The 23,953-nt window shown below is 52.2% G+C and carries 20 protein-coding genes, 2 tRNA genes and 1 pseudogene; 4 read left to right on the forward strand and 19 right to left on the reverse strand.

Annotated features, from left to right (window positions below):
* Positions 1-15: 15 nt before the first annotated feature.
* The 4 genes from M0651_RS16380 to M0651_RS16395 all read right to left on the reverse strand — a co-directional run bounded on the left by M0651_RS16380 (position 16) and on the right by M0651_RS16395 (position 5,918).
* A complete protein-coding gene (locus M0651_RS16380) occupies positions 16-1,368 on the reverse strand; it encodes an ABC transporter substrate-binding protein (protein ID WP_248552814.1) in 1,353 nt (450 codons plus the stop codon).
* A 191-nt stretch (positions 1,369-1,559) separates the two neighbouring features.
* Complete coding sequence (locus M0651_RS16385; protein ID WP_248552815.1) at positions 1,560-3,350, reverse strand: sensor histidine kinase; 1,791 nt, start codon at positions 3,348-3,350, stop codon at positions 1,560-1,562.
* Positions 3,351-3,353: 3 nt separating this feature from the next.
* Positions 3,354-4,925 carry a response regulator transcription factor gene (locus tag M0651_RS16390; RefSeq protein WP_248552816.1) on the reverse strand — a complete coding sequence of 524 codons (1,572 nt, stop codon included), beginning with the start codon at positions 4,923-4,925 and terminating at the stop codon, positions 3,354-3,356.
* Positions 4,926-5,015: 90 nt separating this feature from the next.
* Positions 5,016-5,918, reverse strand: a complete 903-nt coding sequence (locus M0651_RS16395) for a GNAT family N-acetyltransferase (protein ID WP_248552817.1) — start codon at positions 5,916-5,918, stop codon at positions 5,016-5,018.
* An 82-nt stretch (positions 5,919-6,000) separates the two neighbouring features.
* Here M0651_RS16395 and M0651_RS24200 point away from each other — a divergent pair, with 82 nt between their 5' ends.
* Positions 6,001-6,960, forward strand: a complete 960-nt coding sequence (locus M0651_RS24200; protein ID WP_248552818.1) for an amidohydrolase family protein — start codon at positions 6,001-6,003, stop codon at positions 6,958-6,960.
* Here M0651_RS24200 and M0651_RS16405 read toward each other — a convergent pair.
* Entirely contained in the window at positions 6,943-7,140 is a 198-nt protein-coding gene (locus M0651_RS16405) for a hypothetical protein (RefSeq protein ID WP_248552819.1), read from the reverse strand. The two genes, M0651_RS24200 and M0651_RS16405, sit on opposite strands and share 18 nt — an antisense overlap.
* Positions 7,141-7,263: 123 nt before the next feature.
* On the opposite strand from M0651_RS16405, the gene M0651_RS16410 reads away from it, so the two are divergent.
* Positions 7,264-8,058: a lipase family protein gene (locus M0651_RS16410; protein ID WP_248552820.1), complete on the forward strand. Its 795-nt coding sequence runs from the start codon at positions 7,264-7,266 to the stop codon at positions 8,056-8,058.
* Positions 8,059-8,150: 92 nt separating this feature from the next.
* Here the strand turns inward: M0651_RS16410 and M0651_RS16415 are convergent.
* From M0651_RS16415 to M0651_RS16455, 9 genes and pseudogenes are all read right to left on the reverse strand, one after another.
* Positions 8,151-8,401, reverse strand: a pseudogene (locus M0651_RS16415) (response regulator); the annotation flags it as partial.
* Between the two features lie 110 nt (positions 8,402-8,511).
* Positions 8,512-8,596: transfer RNA gene (locus tag M0651_RS16420), tRNA-Leu, on the reverse strand.
* 90 nt (positions 8,597-8,686) lie between these two features.
* A complete protein-coding gene (locus tag M0651_RS16425) occupies positions 8,687-10,303 on the reverse strand; it encodes a glycoside hydrolase family 5 protein (protein WP_248552821.1) in 1,617 nt (538 codons plus the stop codon).
* Positions 10,304-10,448: 145 nt separating this feature from the next.
* Entirely contained in the window at positions 10,449-11,822 is a 1,374-nt protein-coding gene (locus tag M0651_RS16430) for a glycoside hydrolase family 28 protein (RefSeq protein ID WP_248552822.1), read from the reverse strand.
* Positions 11,809-12,936, reverse strand: coding sequence for a glycoside hydrolase family 88/105 protein (locus M0651_RS16435; protein WP_248552823.1), 1,128 nt, complete (start codon positions 12,934-12,936; stop codon positions 11,809-11,811). The genes M0651_RS16430 and M0651_RS16435 overlap by 14 nt, the downstream gene beginning before the upstream one ends.
* 52 nt (positions 12,937-12,988) lie before the next feature.
* A complete protein-coding gene (locus tag M0651_RS16440) occupies positions 12,989-13,864 on the reverse strand; it encodes a carbohydrate ABC transporter permease (RefSeq protein WP_248552824.1) in 876 nt (291 codons plus the stop codon).
* Positions 13,864-14,832, reverse strand: a complete 969-nt coding sequence (locus tag M0651_RS16445; RefSeq protein ID WP_372490976.1) for an ABC transporter permease — start codon at positions 14,830-14,832, stop codon at positions 13,864-13,866. Before M0651_RS16445 ends, M0651_RS16440 begins: the two co-directional genes overlap by 1 nt.
* A gap of 196 nt (positions 14,833-15,028) precedes the next feature.
* Positions 15,029-16,585, reverse strand: coding sequence for an extracellular solute-binding protein (locus M0651_RS16450; RefSeq protein WP_248552825.1), 1,557 nt, complete (start codon positions 16,583-16,585; stop codon positions 15,029-15,031).
* 118 nt (positions 16,586-16,703) lie between these two features.
* Positions 16,704-18,212: an extracellular solute-binding protein gene (locus tag M0651_RS16455; RefSeq protein ID WP_248552826.1), complete on the reverse strand. Its 1,509-nt coding sequence runs from the start codon at positions 18,210-18,212 to the stop codon at positions 16,704-16,706.
* A 134-nt stretch (positions 18,213-18,346) separates the two neighbouring features.
* Here M0651_RS16455 and M0651_RS16460 point away from each other — a divergent pair, with 134 nt between their 5' ends.
* Positions 18,347-20,668 (forward strand): helix-turn-helix domain-containing protein, encoded by a 2,322-nt coding sequence (locus tag M0651_RS16460; protein WP_248552827.1) that lies wholly within the window; start codon positions 18,347-18,349, stop codon positions 20,666-20,668.
* Positions 20,669-20,885: 217 nt separating this feature from the next.
* Here M0651_RS16460 and M0651_RS16465 read toward each other — a convergent pair.
* A tRNA-Leu gene (locus M0651_RS16465) sits at positions 20,886-20,970 on the reverse strand.
* Between the two features lie 161 nt (positions 20,971-21,131).
* On the opposite strand from M0651_RS16465, the gene M0651_RS16470 reads away from it, so the two are divergent.
* Positions 21,132-21,563: a YhjD family protein gene (locus M0651_RS16470; protein ID WP_248552828.1), complete on the forward strand. Its 432-nt coding sequence runs from the start codon at positions 21,132-21,134 to the stop codon at positions 21,561-21,563.
* Positions 21,564-21,584: 21 nt separating this feature from the next.
* On the opposite strand, the gene M0651_RS16475 is transcribed toward M0651_RS16470, so the two are convergent.
* The 4 genes from M0651_RS16475 to xpt form a co-directional block, all read right to left on the reverse strand.
* Entirely contained in the window at positions 21,585-21,929 is a 345-nt protein-coding gene (locus M0651_RS16475) for a carboxymuconolactone decarboxylase family protein (protein ID WP_248552829.1), read from the reverse strand.
* 66 nt (positions 21,930-21,995) lie between these two features.
* The gene (locus M0651_RS16480; protein ID WP_155605072.1) at positions 21,996-22,211 is read right to left on the reverse strand and encodes a hypothetical protein; all 216 of its coding nucleotides are present in this window, start codon (positions 22,209-22,211) and stop codon (positions 21,996-21,998) included.
* Positions 22,212-22,400: 189 nt separating this feature from the next.
* Entirely contained in the window at positions 22,401-22,733 is a 333-nt protein-coding gene (locus M0651_RS16485; RefSeq protein WP_155605071.1) for a hypothetical protein, read from the reverse strand.
* Positions 22,734-22,834: 101 nt separating this feature from the next.
* A complete protein-coding gene (xpt, locus tag M0651_RS16490) occupies positions 22,835-23,407 on the reverse strand; it encodes a xanthine phosphoribosyltransferase (protein WP_248552830.1) in 573 nt (190 codons plus the stop codon).
* Positions 23,408-23,953: the final 546 nt, after the last annotated feature.

Here is a 23,953-nt window from a genome sequence, read left to right on the forward strand (position 1 = left end):
TTCATTCCGTTATGCTTATTGCAGCTGAGATTCGGCTTGAGCCTGGGCGTCGCGGATGACGCTGTCCACGTCTTTGCCGTTCAAATAGTTCTGGATTTCAATGGCCAGAATGTCATCGATTGCGTAGGTATGCAAGCCGTAATTGACCTTGGGCACCTCTTCGGTCCATTTCGCGAAATCGGCGTAAATCTTCTGACCACCAAAGAACTCATCAGCTTTATCGTAAGCCGCTCCGCTGGATGCAGCCTTCAGCGAGCCAATCGCACCGATTTTCTCCAACAACAGGGAATATAACTCGCTATCAGAGCCAAAAGTCTCGGCCAGAAAATTTGCAGCCGCGTCCTGACCATCCATATTCATCACATACCATGAGCTGCCGCCCAGGTTGGAGGCGTTCACCGATGAAGCGCTATACGCCAGCTTCGGCGTTGGCACAACCGCCCATTTACCGGATTGGGTAGCCTCCGCTTTGACGGACGGCGTAATCCAGTTGCCGGTTGGGACCGACGCAACGTCCCCGTTATTAAACGCCGCCAAGAATTGACTCCAGTCCGAATTCAATTTCACGATATTGGCGTCGAACATCGCTTTATACGTTTCGAGCGCTTCCTTGATTACCGGATTGTCCGCCAGATTCGGCGTCTTCCCATCTTCCTTCAAATACCACGTTCCTGCCGACTGCGCCATCACGCGGATCAGCCCAATATCATTGGGATCCTGGGTCAGCATATCCTTGCCCGTGACTTCCTTGACCTTCCTACCGATCTCGATGTACTTGTTCCAATCGATATTAGTCACGTCATCTACGGTATATCCCGCTTGCTCCAGATAATCCGTCCGCACGTAAAGCGCCGTAGCCCCGGAATCGAACGGAACGCCGTATTGCTTGCCGTTATAACTCGTTGGTCCGATCTTGTACTCTGCAAAATCCTCCGGTTTGATGAGATCAGACATATCGCGGAACGAATCGGGATAAGCCTGCAAGAAATTTTGCGCCCGATAATCTTCGATCAGCACGATGTTCGGCAATCCCTTGGTCGTCCCTGAGTTGAGCCCAGTGTTCAGCTTCTGGACGATGTCGTCCTGCGCGTATTCTACGATGTTCACTTTGATGTCGGTATGCTTCGCTTCAAATCTTTCTTTGGCCAGATTCAATGCGGCGATATTAAAGTTCGGATCCCAGGCCCAAACGGTGATCTCCTGGGCGCCTTTCGAGCCGTCCCCGCCGTTCCCTGCAGTCGAACCCGTCGTGTCCCCCGTACTCCCCGAATTGCCGGAATTGCCAGCGGTTCCGGAACCCCCGGAACAAGCGGACACCACCAGCGTCAGCACTAAACTGAGCATCAACAGCATCAAGCTTTTTCTCATTTCGGTTCATCCCCCTGTTATCGTGATCGGCAGCACCTTTCCAAGAAAGCGCTTCCTTTTATCGTTTTTAGGATAGCATTGCGGCGGAACGACCCGTTAGGAATATCTTTGTGCGCTTTGGTGTTTTTATTGTCCATATCGAGTAACCTGCAAGGCGAAACTGGTCTTTTTTTTGGAAAATAGCAAAATCTTTAGACCGCATCTCCGGTTACCTCTGATTCCTCGATCAGCGGAAGCACGATGCGGATTTGCGTCCCTTCTCGCTTCACGCTGGTGATGCGAACGCCGTAGGACTCCCCGTATAACAGTTTAATCCGGTGATTCACATTTTGAATACCAATGCCTGTTAACAGCTGGCTTCGGCTTTTCGGATGATCCGGAACCCACTCGTTTGGGTCGAGTTCCATACCGTCCCCGTTGTCCGCCACTTCGCAAACAAGGGAATGCTCTGTTTTCGAGATCAAGATGTAAATGGTTCCTTCGGTTTTGACGTTAAAAGCATGGAAAAAGGCGTTTTCGATAAAGGGCTGCAAAATCAGCTTGGGCAGCTCGCACCGGATACAGTCTGGAGATACGAAATAACTCACCTTGATCCGGTCGCCATAACGGACTTGATTGATAAATACGTAGTTTCTCAGGTTCTCGAGCTCTTGCTCAATCGTGATTGTTTCGTTGGCATTGCTGATCGTATTCTGCAGCAGGGAGATCAGCGCATTAATCGTCTCGGCCGCGGTTTCCTTGCTGCCCTTCTGGACCAGCAGCTTGATCGAAGCTAAGGTATTGTATAGGAAATGCGGGTTGATCTGCCGCTGCAATGCGGCCAGCTCGGCGTTCCGCTGCTCCTTCTGCGTTTCCAGCAGCTTGTGAACATAATCATTTAGCTCGTCTAGCATGTAATTAAACGCTTTGCTCAGCTCTTTGACTTCGTAACTGCCGCTGACCGAGATGTAGTTGCGGAAATCCTTTTTTGTGATCGTCGACATCAGCCGGACGAGACGTGTCAGCGACAGCGTTAGCCGGCGGGAAATCACGAACACAAGGAGCAGCGCAGCTCCAATGATGACCAAGCAGATCAAGGCTACTTGGCGAATGTTGATGATCTGCCCGGCGGTGTATTGCCGGTCAATCAAGTTCACGAGATACAAGCGGTAGGGCGGCAGGTCATTCGCTAGAATGATCGCTTCCTTCCCAAATGCCGTCCCATTTAAGTAGTCCAACTGGTCGCGCTTCAGCGTCTCGACATCCTGAAGGAGTTCAGGCGACTTGCCGCCAATCAGCTCCGTGCGGTTGCTGGAGACGACAACACCGGTTGGGTCAAGCACGAGCACATCGTTTCCGCTACTGGTAAAGTTGGCGAAGAACCGTCGAAATTCCGTCTCTCGAATCGCGATATATAGCATACCGTAGCTGAGGCCGCCCGTACGGTCCACCAACGCTTTGGAGGCGATGATAAATCGCTCTTTACCTGCTTTGCCGTCCCGCTCGTCATATTGATACAACACCCGCCGCGGCTCCGCAGCGGTGTGACGGGTCAACGGGTCGTCGGCAAGCTCCTGAGACGTCACCGGCCAGTAACTCGAGTCGGTTGAGTAACTGCGCCCGTTCACCCCAATGATGGTGACCGCCACATCGTAAGCGCCGAGATTGGACGCAGTTTGCTCCATCTGCTCCGCCATACGATAATACACCTTCGACATCGCCACCGAGTTCGTGTCCCCGCCGGTCAAGTACGTTTTCACCGAACCGCTTTGCGAGGCAAAGGTGACGGCGTTAACGACGGAATCGTTAAACGACTCCATCCCGGTGTTGATCTGGTTCAGAACTTTCCCGTTGGTGATGCTGAACGTTTCGGCAAACAACCGCTCCGCCATGCGGATCGTAATCAGCGAGGTGAGCAGACACACCGCGACGATGCTTACCGTCATGACGACGAACAGCTTGGAGATGAGGTGGCTGCTGCGAAATTTCTCGATCCAATTCATCCGTTATCCCCTCTTGGCGAGCTGCTGCCGGCGATATTCCCGCGGCGACAACCCCGTTTGCTTTTTGAACACCTTGGTGAAATAACTGGGATCCGAGTAGCCCACTTGACCGCCGATCTCCGAAATCGGCAACACGTCGGAACGGAGAAGCTCCATCGCCTTGGCGATACGGATCCGATTTAAATATTCGCTAAATCCCTCATCGTTGTGAGTGGAGAAATAGCTCGACAAATAAGACGGATTAAAGTGAAAATGTCGGCTGAGTGAACTTAAAGAAAGCGGTTCGCCATAATGCTCATCGATGTATTCAAGCAGCAGCTTCATGTTGCCGTCGCCGGGCAGCGGGACACGGGCCGATACCCGTGCTTCCGCTTCTTTTAAGAAAGCGTGGAACGCCTGTAAAGCATCGGCTACGTTCCGCGCTTCATCAATCATTTTAAAATAGGTGAATTTCGATGCTTCCAGCTCCTTCGCTTCGCGGTGGAACTCCAGAGCCGCAATCGTCACGTGGAATACGGCGTTCCCCAGGAACGATTTGAACTCAAACGGCGTTTGCCGATAACTCCCGGCCGCTTCGGCGGCGAGCCCTCGCAATCTCTCGAATACTTCCTCCGCCTGCCCCTTCTTGATTCCCAACATCAATTCCTTCATCTCAAAGGTGGGAAGCGCGGTGGCCGGGGGCAGCTCATCGACTTGCAGGATCGTTTTTCCTGGAAAATAAAACCGGAGTCCCAGCAGCTTCAGCCACTCTTCCCGGTACGCGTTCCCCAAATCGCGCAGCCCCGCAAATTCGCTGCCGATAGCCCATGTCGTTTCCGGCATCACCGCTGCTTTGGCCAGCGCGTACCCGCACACGGCGTCGGTCACTTCAGCCCTGTGCTGACCGGGATAATTCAGCAACAGCAGCAGCTGTCCTCCCCCTTCGACATAAATGTTATGTATTCGCAACGGAAAATTCAGCTCAGACAATCGGCTCTCCAACCCTGCCGCAAGACCGGAAAGATACCCCTCCGGTTTCCCCGCAATTTCGCTGGCATCCGTACCGGTCAGTAGAAACCGATCATAAGGAAAAGCCTCTAACAACCGTTGATCCCGTCCATCCCCCTCATCCGGTTCGTATCCGTCGATCAACCTCTCAAGCAGACGATCCAGCGGCACCCCCCCGCGTTCTGTTTCCCCAATGGCAAGTCCAGGAATTTTGCGGGCGGTTCTTTGCAGCACCTGCAAGAGCTCCTCTGTCTCCAGCTTGGGCTTGAGGATATAGTCCGCCACACCGCTTTGAAACGTGGAACGTACATACTCGAATTCCCCGAAGCTGCTCAGCACGACCACCTCTACCTGCGGATAGCGGGCTTTCAGCACGCGAGTAAATTCCTCTCCATCCATCACCGGCATGACGATATCCGTAATCACGATATGAGGTGACAACGGTTCCATCAGTTCCAGCGCTTCTCTGCCGTTTGCGGCTTCGCCGACAATCCGGAACCCATGCTGCTCCCAGTCCAAATGATGTTTAATTCCCTGCCGCACCAGCAGCTCATCATCAACGATCAATATCCGGCATAGCTCACTCATGTCCATATCCCCCTTGGATCCAATCAGGTTCAACTCGCAATGTTAGCGTTTACACAAAAGAACGAAACGGCGGTCTCCCGCCGCTTCGCGTCACTGCAGATCCAGCCGGTAATTCACCGCATACTCCGCTTCATTAAATCCTTCCTGAAGATATAACGCTTTGGCCCGTTCATTTTCCGCGTTAACGCACAGGATGACCCGGCTATATCCGGTTTCCCGGCCAAACTCCAACGCCCGGCGCAGCAGCAGGCGGCCCAGTCCCTTCCCTTGGTATTCTGGGAGAAGCGCAAGGGGACCGATATTCATGATCGGCGCATCCAAGTACTCGTCGTCCGCACAACGTACAATGCCGACCGGCCGATTCTCATAAATCAAGAACTGCATACCACCGTTCAGATAATCCGATTCACCGGGATATTTCGCCACCATGTCCGGCGTAATTGGCGTTTGGCTGCCTTTCAGTTGGGCAAATCCAGCATTCCGCACGACGCACCAAGCTTCCTCGTCTTCCCCAGGGCGAAACGCACGGAAGCTATAGCCTTCCGGCAGGTTATATGGCGCGGGGGTCAGCGGCTCATTCACCAGCAGGAAGGAATACCTTTCCACCTGGAAGCCAAGCTGCGCAACGATCTCCATCAGTCCGGGATTGACCGACGGCACAAAGATAAACATCTTCGCCAAGCCCTCACCATGCTTCACGATTTCAGCAAGCAAACGGTTGTAAACGTCCATATCCCCGGTTTCACTGTGCAAAATGCGGAATCGCGCCTGCTGCCCCTTTCGCTGGTAAGTATCGGCGATAATCGAAGCCGCGCCGACCAGTTTCTCCTCCTCATTGACAGCAAGGTAAGTCGGATGCTCCTCATGAATTTGGAAGTCAGCCAAATCCTCTTCATACAAGAAGGAGTCGTCTACCTCCTGGCGATACTTGCGGCAATAGCTCTTAAAGTCCTCCATCCACTCCGGACTTAAGGACAAAATTCGAATGTTCATGTTGGATTCTCCCTTCAGATATTAATAGAAATAAATGAGGCGCTATGCTAGGATATCGTTAACTAGGATGGAGGTGGTGTGGGTGAGCCTATCTTTTATTGAGGCATTACATCTTAACGCCCTGGATGAATTGAAACGCATACCGAAAAGCGATTTGCATAGTCATGCTGGACGCGGCGGCAATATTTCCTACATTGAAGCCTGGTCCGGTGCCAAAATCGAGCCCCCCGGCCGGCCTTTCGACTCTCTCCGGGATATGCAAGCCTGGTTCGAGTCCAACATCAAAATCCATTGCCGCGGCCTCCAAGGTTATTTAAAACGGATCGAAGCTTCGTTCGCCCAGGCGCATGCCGACCGGATCGAGGTGTTGGCACTTAGTTTCGGCCTCGATGAAATCTCCGCCTTAGGCGGGATGAAGACGTTTATGGGAATCATAGATGAACTGCATAGATGTTTTGCTCCCGGCACGTCGTTTTTCCCTGAGCTGTCATTAGGCAGGGAAAGCCGGATCGAGGATATTTTAATCGAGATGGATGAGGTATTGGCTTATCGTTGGTTTGCTTCTATCGACATTTGCAATGATGAATTTGCCCAGCCGATCCGCCATTTCAAGCCGATTTACCAAATGGCCAAGGCAGCGGGGCTAAAGCTAAGAGCGCATGTCGGGGAGTTTGGCACACCGGACGATGTTCAGGAAGCTGTGGAGGAGTTGGAACTGGATGAGGTTCACCACGGCATCGCGGCGGCACGATCCGTCACCGTGATGAATTGGCTGGCTGATCATCACATCCGGTTAAATGTCTGTCCAACGAGCAACATCCTGCTGCGCTTAGCAGACAGCTACGCGAGTCATCCTCTGCGCAAACTTTACGATTACGGGGTCCTCGTTACGATAAACACGGATGATCTGTTGATCTTCAACCAAAGCGTCTCACAAGAATACCTAAACTTGTACCAATCTGGGCTAATGACTGCGGAGGAACTCGATCACATCCGGGAGACCGGGTTAGGTTATGTCGGCTCCCTACATAAACATCATTAAGATCAACACAACGGCAAGAACACCAATGGCATACATCACGCCCAACCGCAGCCAATTCCGGCCGGTTTGTTGGGTGTAACGGGGATTCTCTTCCCGGTTGCTTTGCGATTGCCCGATTCTTATCGTCGCGATCAAAGCAAACGCCAAAATCAAAAGGATGACTAGGATTAACCATGCCATACAATCACCTTCCTAAAGAAGTCGTTGTCCCTATTATAATCAGCCTGGTCCATTCGCGCACTATAGCATCTTCCATCTTCGCTCTTAATATATTGAAATCAGGAAGGCGAAGGGGGATGGAACATGGAATTAAACCAGGCTCAAGTTCAGCGCGCGTTGTTCTTAGCGGCAGTCTGCGGCCAGACCTACGCGCAATTCACGAATCCAGACGGTACGTTTGTCCTCCCGCCGCCTTATTCACTGTACGATACCCTCGAAGCCAAGTCCTTGTTCGGTCTATGGGAGCGCTTCGGATTTATATGGCAATCGCCGGACGAGATCGTGATCGCCTTTCGGGGCACCAGCTCGACGTCCAACTGGATTGCCGATGCTATCGCTACGCAGCAGAAGTTCAAGTGGGCCAAGGATGCCGGCGCCACACACCGGGGATTTACCGGTATTTATGCCTCGGCCCGACGACAGATTCACTCTGCGCTGCGTAAGCTGCCGGAGGAGAAGACGTTATATCTAACGGGCCATAGCCTTGGGGCCGCGCTGGCAACGTTGTGTGCGATGGACATCGCTGCGAATACGCAACGCGTGCCCATCCTGTTTACGTTTGGGTCGCCTCGTGTCGGAGATCCGAATTTCGTTAACTCCTTTACGCAGCACGTCCCGAACAGTTATCGAATTCACAATGAATTCGACGCCGTGACGCACATTCCGCCGACGATTTTCAAGCTGCCAAAACAAGAACAAACCTACTATTACCGTCATGTCTCCGCTTCCTGCCCTCTGTACTTCGCCGACACCTCGTTATCCTCCAATCATGTCATCGGCAGCTATTTCGCAGAGCTGGCAAAGCTAGACTCGACATACAACGATTATTTATCTTCCGTGAGCCCCTCATTTTGCCCGGATCCGGATTTGCTCAGATGAATGCGGAATACTTCTCCGGGTTGCCCGCCAAACACGATTTTCCCTCCGGCCGGCAGTTTGAAGGCAAGCTTCTGGCTAATGATTGACGAGTGCACCTCAAAGCTCTCCACCATGTATTTAGGATAACTCGTCAAAAAATGATTTGCTCATCCAGATGCTGAAGCTCCCTGATTCTCCGGGCGACGGCAATCCCGTTGATCCCGCTCATCTCCACATCCAATATGAGAATATGGAACGGCGGTTTCCCCTGTTCATAGTGGGACACTAACGATTCTCCGGAGGGGAACCCTTCAATCTCGAATTCGATATTGGCTTTAAACGATAAAGCCAGCAAACGAAACATTCCTGCCTCACCCCCATTGCATGCTTAACTTTGTTCCATTATAGCGTGAGTATATAAAAAAGCCCTCGAATTCTACACGAGAATTCAAGAGCTTTTTTCTGTTTCATGAATGCGGTCGAGAGGACTCGAACCTCCACGGGGGGTTAGCCCACACGGACCTGAACCGTGCGCGTCTGCCAATTCCGCCACGACCGCTTGGCGTCTGTAATCCGCGAAAGCCTTAACCCAATTTTCGCGGCGACAAGATATAAAATATCATGCGCCGCGAAAAGAGTCAACCCCTTTTTACTCCACCATGATGGAATGCAAATCGATACGTCCACCCTGTACGCTCACAACCAGCATGCTCGTGGCAGAAGAAGCCAACTCACCGCTCACGCGGCACAGATCATTGCCTGGGGAGAGCGTCATGCGCGCGCTCTCCGCCCCATCCTGCAGGACAGTTACGAGCGCAGCGTCCTTGCAAATCAGCTCCAGCGTCACCGTATGCCCCGCTTCGATCTCGCGAAAGGAGTAAGCCGCAAATTCGCCGTCCGTTAACTCCAAAGCGAGGTTCTGCCAGCCGCTGTCGAACCCAAACTTCTTCGTTTGGGGTTCGTCTACAATCGGTACGATTTTCATTCCCGTTTGAGCCCGATACTTATAGAGGTTCCCTTCTGCGCGGGCTCCGCTGAAAGAGATGCCTCTCCCCGGCAGTTCGTCGAAATCCGTGCCGCGAACCCGGCAGCCCGGCTTGCGAAAGACCGCCGCCGTTACCTCCGGGCGGGGGGTGCAATTCTCCACCTTGATGTTATCCATATACTGATCAAGAATTTGCTGCACGCGTTCATAGCTTGGCCGCGCACCTCCTTCGGCGTATGCGAGAAACTCATCCCAGCCATCGGGCTTGTTCACGGTATATGGCGAAGTAGCGCGCTCCATCTTCTTCCATGGCCATAAATTGTAGCCGATTCCCAGCGACAAGGCCAGCGGATACATCGCAGCAAACCATTCCAGGTCGTTCTCCCCGGTTTCACCTAACCATAAAGGCAGATCCAGCGCCTCAGAATACGCAAGGAACTCGTCGTAAGCCTCTTTACCGGGCCTGCAGGCGTACCGATGGAAATGAATCACCATGTTGGGGTCATAACGTTTATAAAAGACGGCTGTATTCGTAGCCCAATGATGCCCTTCCACGGAGAGCATATGCCGGTCGTCGATGTCTCGGATCGCTGCAATTGCTTCCTCATAAAACGTGGCTAATCGCCGGACGAGGAAGTCTTCGTGTTTACCCTCCATCAGACCTGGTCGGACCGGCTCGTTTAACAGGTCGTAGCCGCCTACGATCCAGCGGTCACGGTACCGTCGGGCGAGCTCCTTCCACAGCTCGATCCCTTTGTTCCAGCTGTCCTCGTCGGTGAACAGGCGAGGGAAATCATCAATCGAGTCGTCGATGTTGGCTCCGGTCTGCCCGCCGGGCGCACCATGCAAGTCCAAGAAAGCATAGAGACCAAACTCCTCGCACCAATCCAGACAGCGATCGATCAACGCGAAACCGTCCTCTTTCCAGCAAATGCCCGGCTCGTCCTCCATCAGAATCCGCCACCCGAATGGGATGCGTACCGAATTGTAGCCCTGTTCCGCCATCAGCCGAATATCCTCGCGAGTCACGTAGTTTTCCCGGAAACGCTTCCAAAACTGTTCGGAATAAGAACTTCCGGCCGCTTCTTGAATGACCGCTTCAATTCGCCGTGGGCGGTCGAACCGAGGGTTATGGGACAACCACATGTACCCCTCGCACAGCAACCAGTTTCCCAGTCCCCAGCCTGTGAGCAGGATTTCCTCTCCCTCGCCGTTTACGATTTTTGTTCCCTCTGCGCGGAGATAACCTTTCACCCGCGAGCGATCCGTTTTTTCGTGCATCGTTAGTCTCCTCCCGCTGCTTATCGGTAATCTTGAATAGATCGATGAATCGGAACCATTATAACATCCGATGCCTTCGAGCTATCGCCATCCCGATATTTGTGACCCGCGACCCGAAAAACGTGCACCTACTCCTTTGCTTCGGTTACTCCGGCTGCTCCCCAGAGAAGCTTGCTTTATACGTTGGGAGGGTCACTTGCTCAACCAGTTTCTCCGACTTGGCGGTCCTCTTCGAGCGGCAAGCCGTCAGTTCGATATCCTCCCCATTCTCGATATAAAAGGCTGGTCCTTCGTGATTTTCGATCGATACCTGGTTAAATCGAACCTCCCGCACATTGCCTAAATAGAAACCCCGCCGCAACATATCCTCAATCCCGGCCATCATCGCGGGGCGGCCAGGAATCGCCTCCTTCGCCATCGAAATCTCGATGTGATCGAAGGTGATTTCCGAAATGTACTGTTCCGCTAAGCCGTACAGAAACCCGGCAGAGGCATGAACCTCACGCGCAGTGATGTCGGAGAAATGAATCCGGCGAAAATGCGGAGTCTCGTCCGTGACCGGATAGGGATTTTTGTCCCACACATATTGCTCCTTACCGCGGGGTCCACAGAAATAATACAGATTCAGGATAAACGGACAAATCACATTCTCCATGACGATGTTGCTGACCCGGATGTCTTCGACGATACCGCCGCGACCGCGCCGAGACTTGAGCCGGATGCCTCGGTTCGTTTGTTGGAAGACGCAATTTGAGATCGTCACGTTCCGGATATTCCCGCTCATCTCACTCCCAATGACAACGCCGCCATGACCATGAATCATCGTACAATTTGTGATCGTAATGTTCTCGCAGGGAACTCGTTCCGCCGTCTCTTCCGTCCCAGCCTTAATAGCGATACAATCGTCCCCAACATCGATATGACAGTTGCTGATTCGCACATTCGAGCAGGATTCCGGATTAATCCCATCCGTATTGGGCGAATCCGCCGGATTCAAGATCGATACATTGTCGATCGTCACGTCGCTGCAGCGAATCGTGTTTACCGTCCAGCTAGGGGAATCGGCCATCGTTACATCCTTGATCGTCACCCTCCGGCAGCGGTCGAAGCTAATCAGCTTGGGACGCGGATACCGAAGCTCCTCCGGGCAGTTTCGGTGCTTCTCCCACCAAGGCTGCCCGTTCCCCTGCAGGCAGCCGCTTCCCGTTACGGATACATTCTCGAGATCCTCCCCGTAAATGCAGGAGGCATGAACCTCTCTTTGAACTCCTTCCCACCTGGATTTCACCACCGGATAATCGTCCGGGTTAGCGCTGAAGGATAACACCGCCCCGGGACTCAGCCTCAGCTCGACATGGCTCTGCAGGAAGATCGCCCCCGTCAAGAATGTCCCGGCAGGCACGATCACCTTGCCTCCACCGGCTTCGCTTGCGGCCGCGATTGCAGCGGCTATGGCCGCGGTTGCCGGAGTACCGCTGTCCTTCACCGCACCATAATCGGCGATATTATACATGCACATCGGCTTGATTCTCCATTCTGCTAAGGAATGTATTCATTTGAGTGCAGGCCATCACGAATGCGCCGACTCCGTGCAGATCGTTTTTCACTTTTGGGCGAGCGGCGTAATGGTCATAGTCGCCGGCAGATGTACCTATACAGATGTCCGGCACCACCAATCGGCCTTGCTCATCCCACTCCACGACCCGAATTAGACCTTCGTAACCCCGCATCGCGGCTTGCCTCGCTTCCGCTCCGGCGATGCCCTGCTGCACCGCCTGGGCCAAGGTATATACAAACAAGCAGGAGCCCGACGTTTCCAGCCAGTTATCCGACCGGTTGCCTTTATCGACGACCTGGTACCATAGCCCGCTCTCCTTGTCTTGATAACGGATTAGCGCGTCCACGAAACCGGATAATGCTCCCGCAAGTTCCTTCCTCCCCGGTTCCTCTTCCGGCAGCAAATCCAGGAATTGAGCCAGTGCCAGGCCATACCAGCCAAGGGAACGGCTCCAAAATTCCGGAGAACATCCGGTTTCATGATCAGCCCAAGGCATCCGCCGGCTCTCATCCCAGGCGTGGTACAGCAAGCCAGACTTATCGTCTCGCATGTATTTCCGCATCAGCTTCTCCTGTCGGAGCACTTCCGCTCGTAGGCCCGTTTCTCCGAACGCGTTCGCATATTTCAGCGAAAACACACCCGCCATATACAACCCGTCGAGCCACATTTGATACGGATACTTATCCTTGTGCCAATAACCGCCTTCGGACGTACGATTCAGCGTCAGCAGCAGGTTTCTCAGCTTGTTAGCCGCAATCCGGTACTTGGCCGCCCCGGTCTGTTCATATAGCGTGAACAGAAGCAATCCGGCCTGTACGGCATCCAGCTCATCGCGGGCAAAAACCAAGTTGCCCTGCTCATCCACCAGGTCATCAACATATTGTTGAATGTACCTGATGTACTTCTCCTCCCGAGCGACCTCCCACAGCTGCTCCATGCCGCATAGAAAGACGCCTTGATGGTAATGCCAACGATGCGCGGGAGGCAAGCTTCCCGCGTCGGCATAAATGTCCATCAGCGAATCGCAAGCCTTCCTCGCCCATGCAAGCGGAGTGTCCGAACCATGCATCGTCATTCCCAAGCTCCTTCCGTCTCAGAATTGGATTGCCTAGATTGAATAACGCACCCTATCCCTTCATCGACCCCAGCAATGCCCCTTTGGCAAAATGCTTCTGCAGATACGGATACACGAGCAAGATCGGCAGGGTTGCAACCACGATCACCGCCATCTTAATCGTCTGATCCGGCGGCGGCACCGTCCCATCCAGCTCGGCACTATGGTCCAGTCCGCTCGCCAGTACGACGATTTGCCGCAGGAGCACCTGGATCGGCCATTTCGCGCTGTCGTTGAGATACAAAATCGCCGACATGTACGTATTCCAGTACGTGACCGCATAGAACAAGGAGATCGTTGCGATCGCCGGCATGGACAGCGGCAGGACGATTTTGAACAGGATCCCGAAGTCGTTACAGCCATCGATCCGCGCCGATTCCTCCAAGCCCTCCGGAATATTCTGGAAGAAGTTCTTTAGAATGATCATATTAAACGCGCTGATCGAGGACGGAATAATCAGGGAGGCGAACGTGTCAATCATCCCCAGCTCCTTGACGACCAGAAACGTGGGAATCAGTCCACCGTTGAACAACATCGTGAAGACGACCAGGAAGTTGATCGTTCTTCGGCCATCGAGGTCCTTACGGGCCAGCCCATAAGCCATCAGCGCCGTCAGCAACATGCTGAACACCGTGCCAATCAGCGTCACGCCTATTGAGACGCCCATCGCCTTAAAGATCGTATTGGTCGAGAAAATGAATCGATAGGCTTCCAGGCTCCACACTTTAGGAATCAGCACGAATTTATTGGCTGCCAGCTCGGCGTTCGTCGTAAACGAACCGGCCACAACATGAACGAAAGGCAACACGGTAATCAGCGCAATGATGGCCAGCAGCGTAAAATTGATGGCAGCATAAATCCTGCCGCTGACAGATCGGTCCTCCACCATCAGTACACGCCCTCCTCCCCGATTTTCTTGGATAGCTTATTTACCAGCATCACTAGGATCAGCCCAATAACGGACTTGAAGAAGCCGATCGCCGTGCTGTAGCTGTATTGGCCTTGCCTTAGCCCCGCGGTATACACATACGTATCGATGATCTCCGCGACTTGCCGGTTCATGGAGTTGAGCAGCAGATAGACATGCTCAAAGCCCAGATCCAGCACATGCCCGATTTTCAAAATAAACAGCGTAATAATCACGCCCCGGATCGACGGTAACGTAATATGCCACACCTGGCGCATCCGACCGGCTCCATCCATCCGTGCCGCCTCATACAATCCCGGATCAATGGCCGCCATGCCGGCCAGATAAATGATCGTTCCCCAACCGGCCTCCCTCCAAATGACTTGCAGGATGTACATCGGACGAAACCAATCGGGATTCAGCAAGAAATTGATTTTCTCAAGCCCAAAGTACACCAACAGCTCGTTGATGATCCCGCCGTCCATCGTCACCATCACGTAAGTAATCGATACGATAATGACCCAGGACATAAAGTGCGGCAAGTAAACGAACGTCTGGAACAACCTCTTGAAGAAGTGGCCCCTGAGCTCGTTCAACATCAATGCCAAGATGATCGGTACCGGGAAGTAGATGAACAGGTTCAGCGCAAACAAGATCACCGTGTTTTTCAAAATGACCATAAAATCCGGCTCGGTAAACAGCCGTCTGAAATGCTCCAATCCCACCCATTCGCTGCCCGTGATTCCGTCATACGGCTTGTAGTCCTGAAAGGAAATGATCAACCCGTACATCGGGAAATATTTGAAGATGATGAAATACAACACACCGGGCAGTAACATCAGGTAAAGCCATTTATTTCTCCAAAGTCGCTTGCGGAGATGTCCGGTCTTCATGCGTCTCCCGGGCGGAATCTTCGGCGTGACGGAGGACGGAGCGGTCGCTTCTTGCATACGTATCTTCCTCTCTCCAATGAGGTCCTTCAAAAAGTTCATCTTTCCATGACGAAGGAGTTCAAGACGTAAATTCGGCGTCGAATCTTGAATTCAGCCGGGCCCTCCGTTGCTCACGTACTCTAAAGTACGCTCCGCTACTCAGGCCCTAGCTTCATCCAACCTTCTTGATCCTGAAAACCTGACTTTTTGAATTTTAATTAATGGCCGCGTTATATTCCTCGATAATCTTCGAACCGCCCCGGCTCTTCCATTGCTCGACCGCTTTCTCGAAGCCGACCTTGTCGATTTGACCGTAAATATATTGATAGGTGGCATCCGTAATCAATTGCTGCAGCTCTACGCCTTTATCCGTAAAGGTTTGCGAATCCAGCGCCGCAGTCGGATCCGGAACACCTACCTTCACGTTTTCCTTGATTAACTCTTCGGCATGGATTCGGCCCGGCAGCGTATTGTAGCTTTCGTACATGCCATTCGTTTCAGCTTCCCCGATGACGCTGTCCTTGAACGGCTTCACCTCGCGCTCGATCAATTCCTTATCGTCCGAAACCTTGGCTTTGCCTTCCACAACGGTATAATGTGTGCCTTCAATGCCCCAGTACATCAAATTAGCTACTTCAGGCGTCATCATCTTGTCAAAGAACGCAAGGATCTTCTTGAGCTCCGCTTCATCCTTGACTGCCGATTTGGGGAACAAAATGATATTGTTGTACCCCGGAATCATCCATTGAGCGAATCCGCCGTCTGGTCCGGCAACCATGCTGTGCGTATCGAGTACGGCATCCGGCACGTTCTTAATCAAATCCTTGTTCAGCGAATCGATATCCTGCATGGATCCGCCGATGTAGAGACCGGCCTTCCCGCTTGTAAACATATTGACGGCATCGGTTTTGCTTGTCGCCGCAAAGTCTTGGTTCATGAAGCCGTTATCCCGCAGCTCCTTGAAGAAATCCATCGTATCGATGTATTGCGGGAACATAAATTCCGGCTGAAGCTGACCGTCCTGCTCGCCCCAGTTGTTCGGCGTGCCGAACCAGGCGGATACCGTCTTGAATGCGCCGTAGACCAGCTCGTTCCGGTCCGCGAGGCCCGTCGTATCCTTTTGGCCATTACCGTCCGGGTCCTTCTCTGTAAACGCTTTGGCCATTTCGAACAATTCATCGACATTGGCCGGTGCAGATAACCCTAGCTTATCCGCCCAATCTTTGCGGTAAATGATTCCTTGGCGCGCCAGCGGTCTACCGATATAGAGGGAGTACAGCTTCCCCTCCACCTTCGTGTTATTAAGGATCTCCGGCTTCAATTTATTAAGGTTCGGGAATTCGCTCATGTAAGGACCAATTTCCCAAAACTGCCCGTCCTTGATCGCTTCTTTCATTTGAATAAACGTGGTCTGGTTTTTGAGGTAGGTCACTTGGGGCAGGGAGCCTGTGGCAAACGAGGTGTTCAGCTTTTCTTCATACGTGTCCGCCGGGAAAAACTGATAAGTCAGCTTCGTATCCGTCAACTTCTCCAGCTCGGTCTTGATCGTATCCGGTGGAGTTTCCGACGTATTTAACGGCAGCATAATCGTAATTTCAGTCGGTTTCTCCGCCTCTGCAGGCGCGTTCCCGCCGTTGTCCGCGGTGGACGCAGCAGGTTCTGTTGCCGCAGGGCTGCCGCTCCCTTTATTGTTAGCGCTTCCACAACCAGCCAGCACAACGCTAAGTGATAATAGTGCAGTCAGGATGAGGATGAATGATTGTTTCTTCATACCTTTGGACCTCCCATGGTTTGGATTGCTTACAATTCCACGGTACCGTCACAATGGCATAACGGAAACAATCATTTCCTCATAACGGCTACGCCAAGCGGCGAACCTGAACAAATGATTATGGGTGTGATAAGGCTTCCTCGAACTCTTGGATGACCGCTTGCCCCCCGCTTTGCTTCCATCGCTCAATCTCTTGCTGGAACCCTTCGGCGTCGATGCGTCCGAGGATGTAATGGTATGTGGCATCGCTGATGATCGTTGACAGCTCCGCGCTCTTCTCGTCATACGTCGGCGAGCTGAGCCGGACCGTTGGATCGTCAACCAAAAATGCCTCGTTGTCTTTACTGAGTTGTTCGGCGATTTGGGTCAAATGCTCTTTCTGCTCGACATCCATCAGATTAGGGTTACTGATATCCGCAATCATCAGCGAATAAAGCGGATTCACCTCGTTAACACGCAGTTGCGAGGTTTCCTCCGGCAGGATGACCTTCCCGTTCTCCGTCTTGTAGTGTCTACCTTCCAAGCCATACATCATCAGATTGGCGACATCCTTATCCATCGTCCGGTCGAAGAACCCAAGCGCGACCCTTAAATCCTGCTCCGTTGGGATCATTTTCTTCGAAAACAAATAAAGTCCGTTGAAATTAGGAATCGACCATACCTTGTAGCCGTACGGGCCTTTAATTCGGTTGACCAGGGCAAAATCAGCGTCTGGGTTCATCGCACGAGCCTCAATGGAGAGGCGTTGCACATCGGTCATGCTCCCGATCAGCACACCCGCTTCGCCGCGAATGAACCGGTCTCGCTGCACTTCTTTGCTCGTGAGTGGAAAATCCAGGTTGATCAGCTTCTCATCATACAACCTCTTCACATACTTCATCGTATTCATGTATTCGTCCGTCATAAATTCCGGAATCACTCGGTCTTCTTCGATTTTCCAATTGTTCGGGGTTCCGAAATAGGAGCTTAACGTCTTAAAAATACCGTAAACCAGATCGTTTCGGTCCACGATACCTAGTGTATCCTGCTTCCCGTTACCGTCCGGATCATCGTATGTAAATTGTCTCAGCACCTCATAGAGCTCTTCTAGTGTCTGAGGTTCCTCTAAGCCGAGACGGTCCAGCCAATCCTTGCGCAAGATGAGTCCTTGCCGCGAGGACGGACGCTCAGTGTACAACCCGTAGATTTTTCCGTCAACCGCAGCTTGATCTAAGATTTCTGGATTCAGTTGACTCAGGTTCGGGAACTCCGCTAAATAAGGTCCGATTTCCCAAAAAACATCCAAGCGAATGGCGTTCTTGACCAGATGATAATCGGAAAATTTCACAAAGCTGACCTTAGCTAAGGAGTTGGTCGTCAGCCCAGTCATCATTTTGTCGGTATATACGCCCTCCGGAACCCACCGGAGATCCAACCGTACATCGGTTTTCTCCTCGATCTCCGCAACAATCTCCTTGGATGGCGGCTGTGGAAAGTGAAGCGGCGCCAAAATCGATAAAAAAGGCCGATCCTCGCTAGTCGCCTTAAGCTTCGTTTCCCGGTTTATACAATCGCTCAGCAAGGAAACGGCGATCAGGAGAAGTATAAACACGGATAGGCCGCGGATCCCCTTTTTTGTACTAAGCATTCGTCAAAGCCCCCCAAATCGAAGAATAATACAAAATGATTATTGCCTCACGAGATGATTATTGCTATTATTTGACAGACGATTTACACTTGAGCATAACGACTTCTCATCAATAAGGTCAGGTGCTGATTTTGGTGAAACCTTTAAGCTTCTTAAGCAAACTGATGATTTTTACGATCGCCGTGAGTACACTGCCCGTGCTGTTTATCGGTTCCTTTTCGTATTTAACCTCAACCCGGGAGATCCAAAAAAATGTAAACCAAAGCAAAATGGAGTTGATCTCTCAAATCAACTCCAATGTAGAGCGTAAATTAACGACTGTCAACCAAACCTTAAATCAAGTGGTCAACTCGACCGTGCTGAAAAGGGCTCTTCAAAACCCGTTAACTGAAAGCGATTTCAAACTTTATAACGATCTGCGAAATGAAATCCGGAACATGCAATCCTTCGATACGAAACTGGAGGATGTTGTATTGATTAACCTGCAACAGGACTGGATGGTGAAGAATTCGGGCTTGTACCGCATGAGTGAGTACAAGGACCGCGAAGGGCTCGAACGGCTGATGAATACCCCAGACGATACATCCTGGATTATAACCCCGTCCTCCTGGTTTTACAGCGAGGAGAACGCCGATTCCGCACCTTGCAGCTACAGCATCAGCCTAATCAAGAAGCTGCCCGTCTCTAATTTGCATAAATACGGATTGGCATTAGCGAACATCCCGGCCTGCAGCCTGCAGGATGTCGTGGCGACCGACAGCGAACTGCCGGACAGTGTGATCGTCGTTAACGAACGCCAGCAAATTCTGATGCACCCGGATCCGTCGCTTATCGGCAGGCCGTTGGAGGAATCCGGATGGGGAGATACGTCCCTCATCGTGGACGAAGCGCAGCCTGCTGGGCAATTTCAGACGTTCATCGGCAAGCAGGAATATTCCGTCACCTATTTGCGTTCGCAGCTGAACGGATGGGTATATCTCTCCGTGACCTCCATTGGCAGCCTTACCCGGGAGGCGGGGAAGATTGGGCTTTATACGTTCTATGTATGCCTGTTGATGCTGATGCTGTCGATTGGCTTGGCCTGGTTTGGTTCACGCCGAATGTACTCGCCGATTGAGCGTCTTCTGAATCTGATCGGCCGGCGCAAAACCGATGTCCGCCGAAGTCATGCCAACGAATTTGAGTTAATCGGCGAAGAATATCACCGCCTGTTTCAGTCCAAATCCCAGCTCGAAACAGAGGTACACCAACACATTAGACAAGTGCGCACCTTATCCTTGATCGAAGCGTATCAAGGTCATTACACCAAACGCCAATTGCTCGAGAAACTCGAGCAATACGGCTACAACGAGCAAGTCGAGACCTGGAGGTCGATGGCGGTGTTCACTTTAGCCCTCGACTTCACGGACGAATCGGCTTACGACAAGAAGGACCTCAACCTGCTGCTGTTCGCTGCGCAGAATATCATCGAAGAGCTGCTTGATCCCCAGAGCCGATTCGCTCCGGTCATTATGGACCAGACCATCGTTACGTTGATCGGAAGCCCAGACGGAGAGCCCGCTTGGTTTCACCAAACCGTGTATGCCTGGACCGAGAATCTGCAGCATGAAATCCATCAGTGCCTGAAGCTGCAAGCCAGCATTGGCTTAAGCTTGCCTTTCCAATCCATCCATAAGCTGTCCATCGCTTACCGCGAGGGGATCGAGGCGTTGAAATACCGGATCAAGCTAGGAACCGGGGTCATTATTCAGTACGAAAACATCAACTCCGGGAAGCATGTGCTGAATGTAAATTACCCGACGCACAAAGAAAATGACTTGCTGGATACGATCAAGCTGGCGGAGGTGGAGAAGGCCAAGGAACTTACCGGGCGGCTGTTCAATTCCTTGTTCAGCCAGGAGCTCTCGCCGCAAGAATATCAGATTCCGCTAACCCGTTTGCTGAACAATCTGCTGGTGATGATGCAGGAAGCGGGAATCGCGTTGCATCAAATCCAGCCTACGGGCGGCTCATTGTTTGAAGAAATGCTGGGACTTCATACCAAAGCGGAAATCGAAGATTGGTTCTGGACGGCGGTCATCCACCCGATGATCCGCATCTTCAACAACCGGCAAGATGCCCAGTACCAGAACATCTCGGAGAAAATCATCGATTTAATCCAACACGAATACGACACGGATCTGACCTTAGAAGCCTGTGCTGCCCGCCTTCATTACAATGCGAACTATATCAGCAGCATTTTCCGGAAAGAAACGGGGTACGCGTTCAGCGAATACCTCACGATGTACCGGTTCAAGATGGCTAAACGGTGGCTGTGCGAAACGGAAATGCCCGTCAAGGAAATCGCCGCCAAGCTCCGGTACAACAACTCGCAGAATTTCATCCGCTCCTTCCGCAAAGTGGAGGGAATGACACCGGGGCAATACCGGGAGTCCGCCGCGACTAATCCTGCTTAGGCGGCGTTTTACATGATTATCCCGTATGCTCAGGTGATAGATTTTCTGCCCCCTCCCCCTGCTCCCTGAGCAAAGGGGATCATCGTGCAAAGCAGCGGACAAGAGGGGGATCCTAACGGATTGGTATAAATATTCAACGAGATCTCCTGCGTACAAGAACAAAAAAAGCTCTTGATCCACCGTTAGGCGAATCAAGAGCTTTCCTCTGATAAATCAATGCGGTCGAGAGGACTCGAACCTCCACGGGGGGTTAGCCCACACGGACCTGAACCGTGCGCGTCTGCCAATTCCGCCACGACCGCAAAATGAGTATCGTGCAAAATCACCTTTTGCAGCGACAAGATAGATCTTATCACGCTCGACATAGAGAAGTCAATGTATAACTTTCAAGATATGCCCTTGATTAAAAACGTGAGCCTGGGGTATGATAAGAACATAAGTTCGCATAAAGAGGTGTTGATCTATGGCAGTTCCCGGTATCAAGGAAGAGGAATTATCACTCATTAAGAGCGCGTTGCTGCTTGGATTTCTGCAAAAGGTGTTTCAACGTGATGCTCGAATTCTCGAACAAAGCGGGCTGCTGAAGAGCCCCGAAGCTTATGTCGACCTCATCCGCGGCGGCGAACGCCGCGTGGCGCTGGTTCTATCGGAGATTCACGGTAAATTCCGCGAGCGGAACATCGAAATCGAACGGATCCATCAGGATGAGAACGGAATTCAAGCCGAATACCGCTGCCGTGGGTATCACGGGAAGATGCGGATTTTGTGGGCCGGCCTGCAGCGGGAGGTGTCCTCCCGGATGCGCGCTTATTTAATTGGCAACGCCCCAGCGCCCAACTCGCCTCGGGACCGTTCAGACAAAAGAAACCTTAAGGAGGCGCATCCGCTTCCTTAAAGTTCTCTTCTCCAAAGAAGTCTATTGAACAGGCGGGACGGTCAAAGCTTCCTGCACCCGGGTGACGCCTTGGGATAATGCATTCCCGGCCAAAGCAGCCGAAGCGACGGCTACCGTCTCGAGAATCTCCGCATCGGTCGCCCCCTTGGACTTCGCCTCCTCGGCATGGTAGAACGTACAAATTTCGTTGTTCGTCGAAAGTGCGATCCCAAGGGCGATCAACTGCTTGGTCTTGGCATCCAGCGTACCATTCGAGAGGCTTTCGCCGGTAAACGCATGGTACGCTTCGGTTACCTTCGGCATGGCTTCGCCGAATCGGTTAATTTCGTCCTTATAAGCTCGTATTTTCTCGCTCACCTGCGACATGCGAAACATCCTTTCCTAGCTATTGTACTCGCACTAATACGATGTCCCGCCCGGTCAAAAATATGCTTAATCCACCGGTGAAATCCGAGGCTCCTTCGCAGGCTGGTAAATGTAATTACGATCCAGCTTAACTACGTTGCGGTTCGGTTTACGGATCAACACATGCGTGTCATCCCAGGCCACTACAATCCCCCGCACGTCGTTCTCCGGAATCCCGTCGCGTACGACGCGAACCTTTTCCCCAGACAGCCGGTATTGGTCCAATGTTTCGTCTGAAATCATACGTATACGTCCACCTCCTGGAATTCATTATACAGTAGTTGGGGGTTAGATCCATCATGAGCCTTCTTCATGCAAAAAAAGCCCCGCCGGCAAACCAGCGGGACTTCGTGATGACGATTGGATGCTTAAAGCAACCGGTGCGGTACCGGATATAGATCAGGCCGCATACGTAAACCGTACAGTTCCCTCTTATCGAGAAGCATGTTCTCGGCTGTCATTCGTTTCGAACCAGAAATCAAGCACTTTCGCCGACATGACTCTTTGTTCCAAATACCCTACCTGTTGCGGACTGAACTCTTCCTTCCAGGGCACATCAAGCTCTTGGCACAGCCCGGCTATCGTCAACAATTGCGACCATGCTACATAGCGTTTGTACCAGAAAAACTGAGGATGTTCAAGCATATAGGGATAAAGGTCATCAAACTCGGTATGTTTGCAATCCAGGGCACGTTCAAAAGTAACCTTCGCTTCGGACAATTTCGAAAGAAAAAACTCCGCGTCTACTGCCAATTCTTTCCCCATTCTTTAAGCCTCCTCTCCCTAGTAATCCTCATTATAGCGAAAAAAAGGGGGCCTGCAAAGGATTAACCGTAATTTGGTTGGTTTTTCTTCGCCTATTTGTCCTAGTCGACAAACGTAATCCGGCCGCCCTCCAGAGAGGCGATGCGCGCCAGCGTTTCGAGCCGGATGCCCTGCTCGCGAATCGCTTGAGCGCCGGGCTGGAAGCACTTCTCGATGACGATTCCCGCTCCCACCAGTTCAGCGCCGGATCGGGCGATGATTCGAATCAATCCACGGGCAGCGTCGCCGTTGGCGATAATGTCGTCGATAAACAGCACTCGATCGTTCTCCCCCAGGAAATCGCGCGACACCAGAATGTCCGTGACGATGCCTTTCGTAAACGAGGGCACCCGCTCGCACAGCATGTCCGGCTCGGCAAGCAGCGTTTTCTTCCGCCGCGCGAACACGAGCGGCACACCCAGCTCATAGGCAGTGGCAAACGCCACGGCAATCCCCGACGATTCAACGGTAATGACACGGGTAACCCCTTGATCGCCAAACCGCTTGGCGAATTCCTTGCCCATCTGCATCGTCAGCTGCGGATCGACCTGATGGTTAAGCAGCCCGTCAAGCTTCAGCACTTGATCCGAGACGATAACCCCTTGCTCTACGATTTTTTGTTTTAATAACTCCATACGATTTCCTCCAAGGATCAAGATCATTATTTCCGTTCTGTCCAAGACGGATGGGACGACAAAAAGGTGGCTTTCGAGCACCGTCGTACGAGGCCAGACGCCGAACTCAAACCAATGAAACGCAGCGTTATCGTGTCCGAAAACACGACGGTAACGCGAGATAACGCATCCTAACGGAACGTAATGCCCTTATTTTCCTATTTCCCGAGCATTTCCCGTTGTAACGGAACCCAAAGACCTTATCGGGCTAATATGATGGTAAATTCACGGAAAATCCCCGAAATAAGGGCTCCTCGTTCCGTTAGAATCTGAAAATCCTCGCAATTGGGCTAATAACGTCTCTGAGTTCCGTTAGACTACAGAATCCGCTCCCACGCCCCCACTTCGTGATCGAAAGACGACTTTTTGGACGACCGGTTCAATAAATGACCAAAAAGGGGGCTTTCGAGCACCGAGAAGGTTGGATGAAGTTAGGGACTGAGTAGCGGAGCGTAGGCAGACCTACGTGAGCCACGGAAGGCCCGGCTGAATTCAAGATTCGACGTC

The sequence above is a fragment of the Paenibacillus mellifer genome (assembly GCF_023195895.1).
In the GTDB taxonomy this organism is placed as follows: Bacteria; Bacillota; Bacilli; order Paenibacillales; family Paenibacillaceae; genus Fontibacillus; species Fontibacillus mellifer.

Bases quoted from the DNA above. Each gene is read 5' to 3' on its own strand.
- M0651_RS16455 (WP_248552826.1), bottom strand. From the start codon at position 18,212: ATGCTTAGTACAAAAAAGGGGATCCGCGGCCTATCCGTGTTTATACTT.
- M0651_RS16485 (WP_155605071.1), bottom strand. From the start codon at position 22,733: ATGGGGAAAGAATTGGCAGTAGACGCGGAGTTTTTTCTTTCGAAATTG.
- xpt (WP_248552830.1), bottom strand. From the start codon at position 23,407: ATGGAGTTATTAAAACAAAAAATCGTAGAGCAAGGGGTTATCGTCTCG.
- M0651_RS16445 (WP_372490976.1), bottom strand. From the start codon at position 14,832: ATGCAAGAAGCGACCGCTCCGTCCTCCGTCACGCCGAAGATTCCGCCC.
- M0651_RS16440 (WP_248552824.1), bottom strand. From the start codon at position 13,864: ATGGTGGAGGACCGATCTGTCAGCGGCAGGATTTATGCTGCCATCAAT.
- M0651_RS16405 (WP_248552819.1), bottom strand. From the start codon at position 7,140: ATGGCATGGTTAATCCTAGTCATCCTTTTGATTTTGGCGTTTGCTTTG.
- M0651_RS16475 (WP_248552829.1), bottom strand. From the start codon at position 21,929: ATGTCGCAGGTGAGCGAGAAAATACGAGCTTATAAGGACGAAATTAAC.
- M0651_RS16410 (WP_248552820.1), top strand. From the start codon at position 7,264: ATGGAATTAAACCAGGCTCAAGTTCAGCGCGCGTTGTTCTTAGCGGCA.
- M0651_RS16430 (WP_248552822.1), bottom strand. From the start codon at position 11,822: ATGTGCATGTATAATATCGCCGATTATGGTGCGGTGAAGGACAGCGGT.
- M0651_RS16395 (WP_248552817.1), bottom strand. From the start codon at position 5,918: ATGAACATTCGAATTTTGTCCTTAAGTCCGGAGTGGATGGAGGACTTT.
- M0651_RS16390 (WP_248552816.1), bottom strand. From the start codon at position 4,925: ATGAGTGAGCTATGCCGGATATTGATCGTTGATGATGAGCTGCTGGTG.
- M0651_RS16385 (WP_248552815.1), bottom strand. From the start codon at position 3,350: ATGAATTGGATCGAGAAATTTCGCAGCAGCCACCTCATCTCCAAGCTG.
- M0651_RS16480 (WP_155605072.1), bottom strand. From the start codon at position 22,211: ATGATTTCAGACGAAACATTGGACCAATACCGGCTGTCTGGGGAAAAG.
- M0651_RS16435 (WP_248552823.1), bottom strand. From the start codon at position 12,936: ATGACGATGCATGGTTCGGACACTCCGCTTGCATGGGCGAGGAAGGCT.
- M0651_RS16470 (WP_248552828.1), top strand. From the start codon at position 21,132: ATGGCAGTTCCCGGTATCAAGGAAGAGGAATTATCACTCATTAAGAGC.
- M0651_RS16425 (WP_248552821.1), bottom strand. From the start codon at position 10,303: ATGCACGAAAAAACGGATCGCTCGCGGGTGAAAGGTTATCTCCGCGCA.
- M0651_RS16450 (WP_248552825.1), bottom strand. From the start codon at position 16,585: ATGAAGAAACAATCATTCATCCTCATCCTGACTGCACTATTATCACTT.
- M0651_RS16380 (WP_248552814.1), bottom strand. From the start codon at position 1,368: ATGAGAAAAAGCTTGATGCTGTTGATGCTCAGTTTAGTGCTGACGCTG.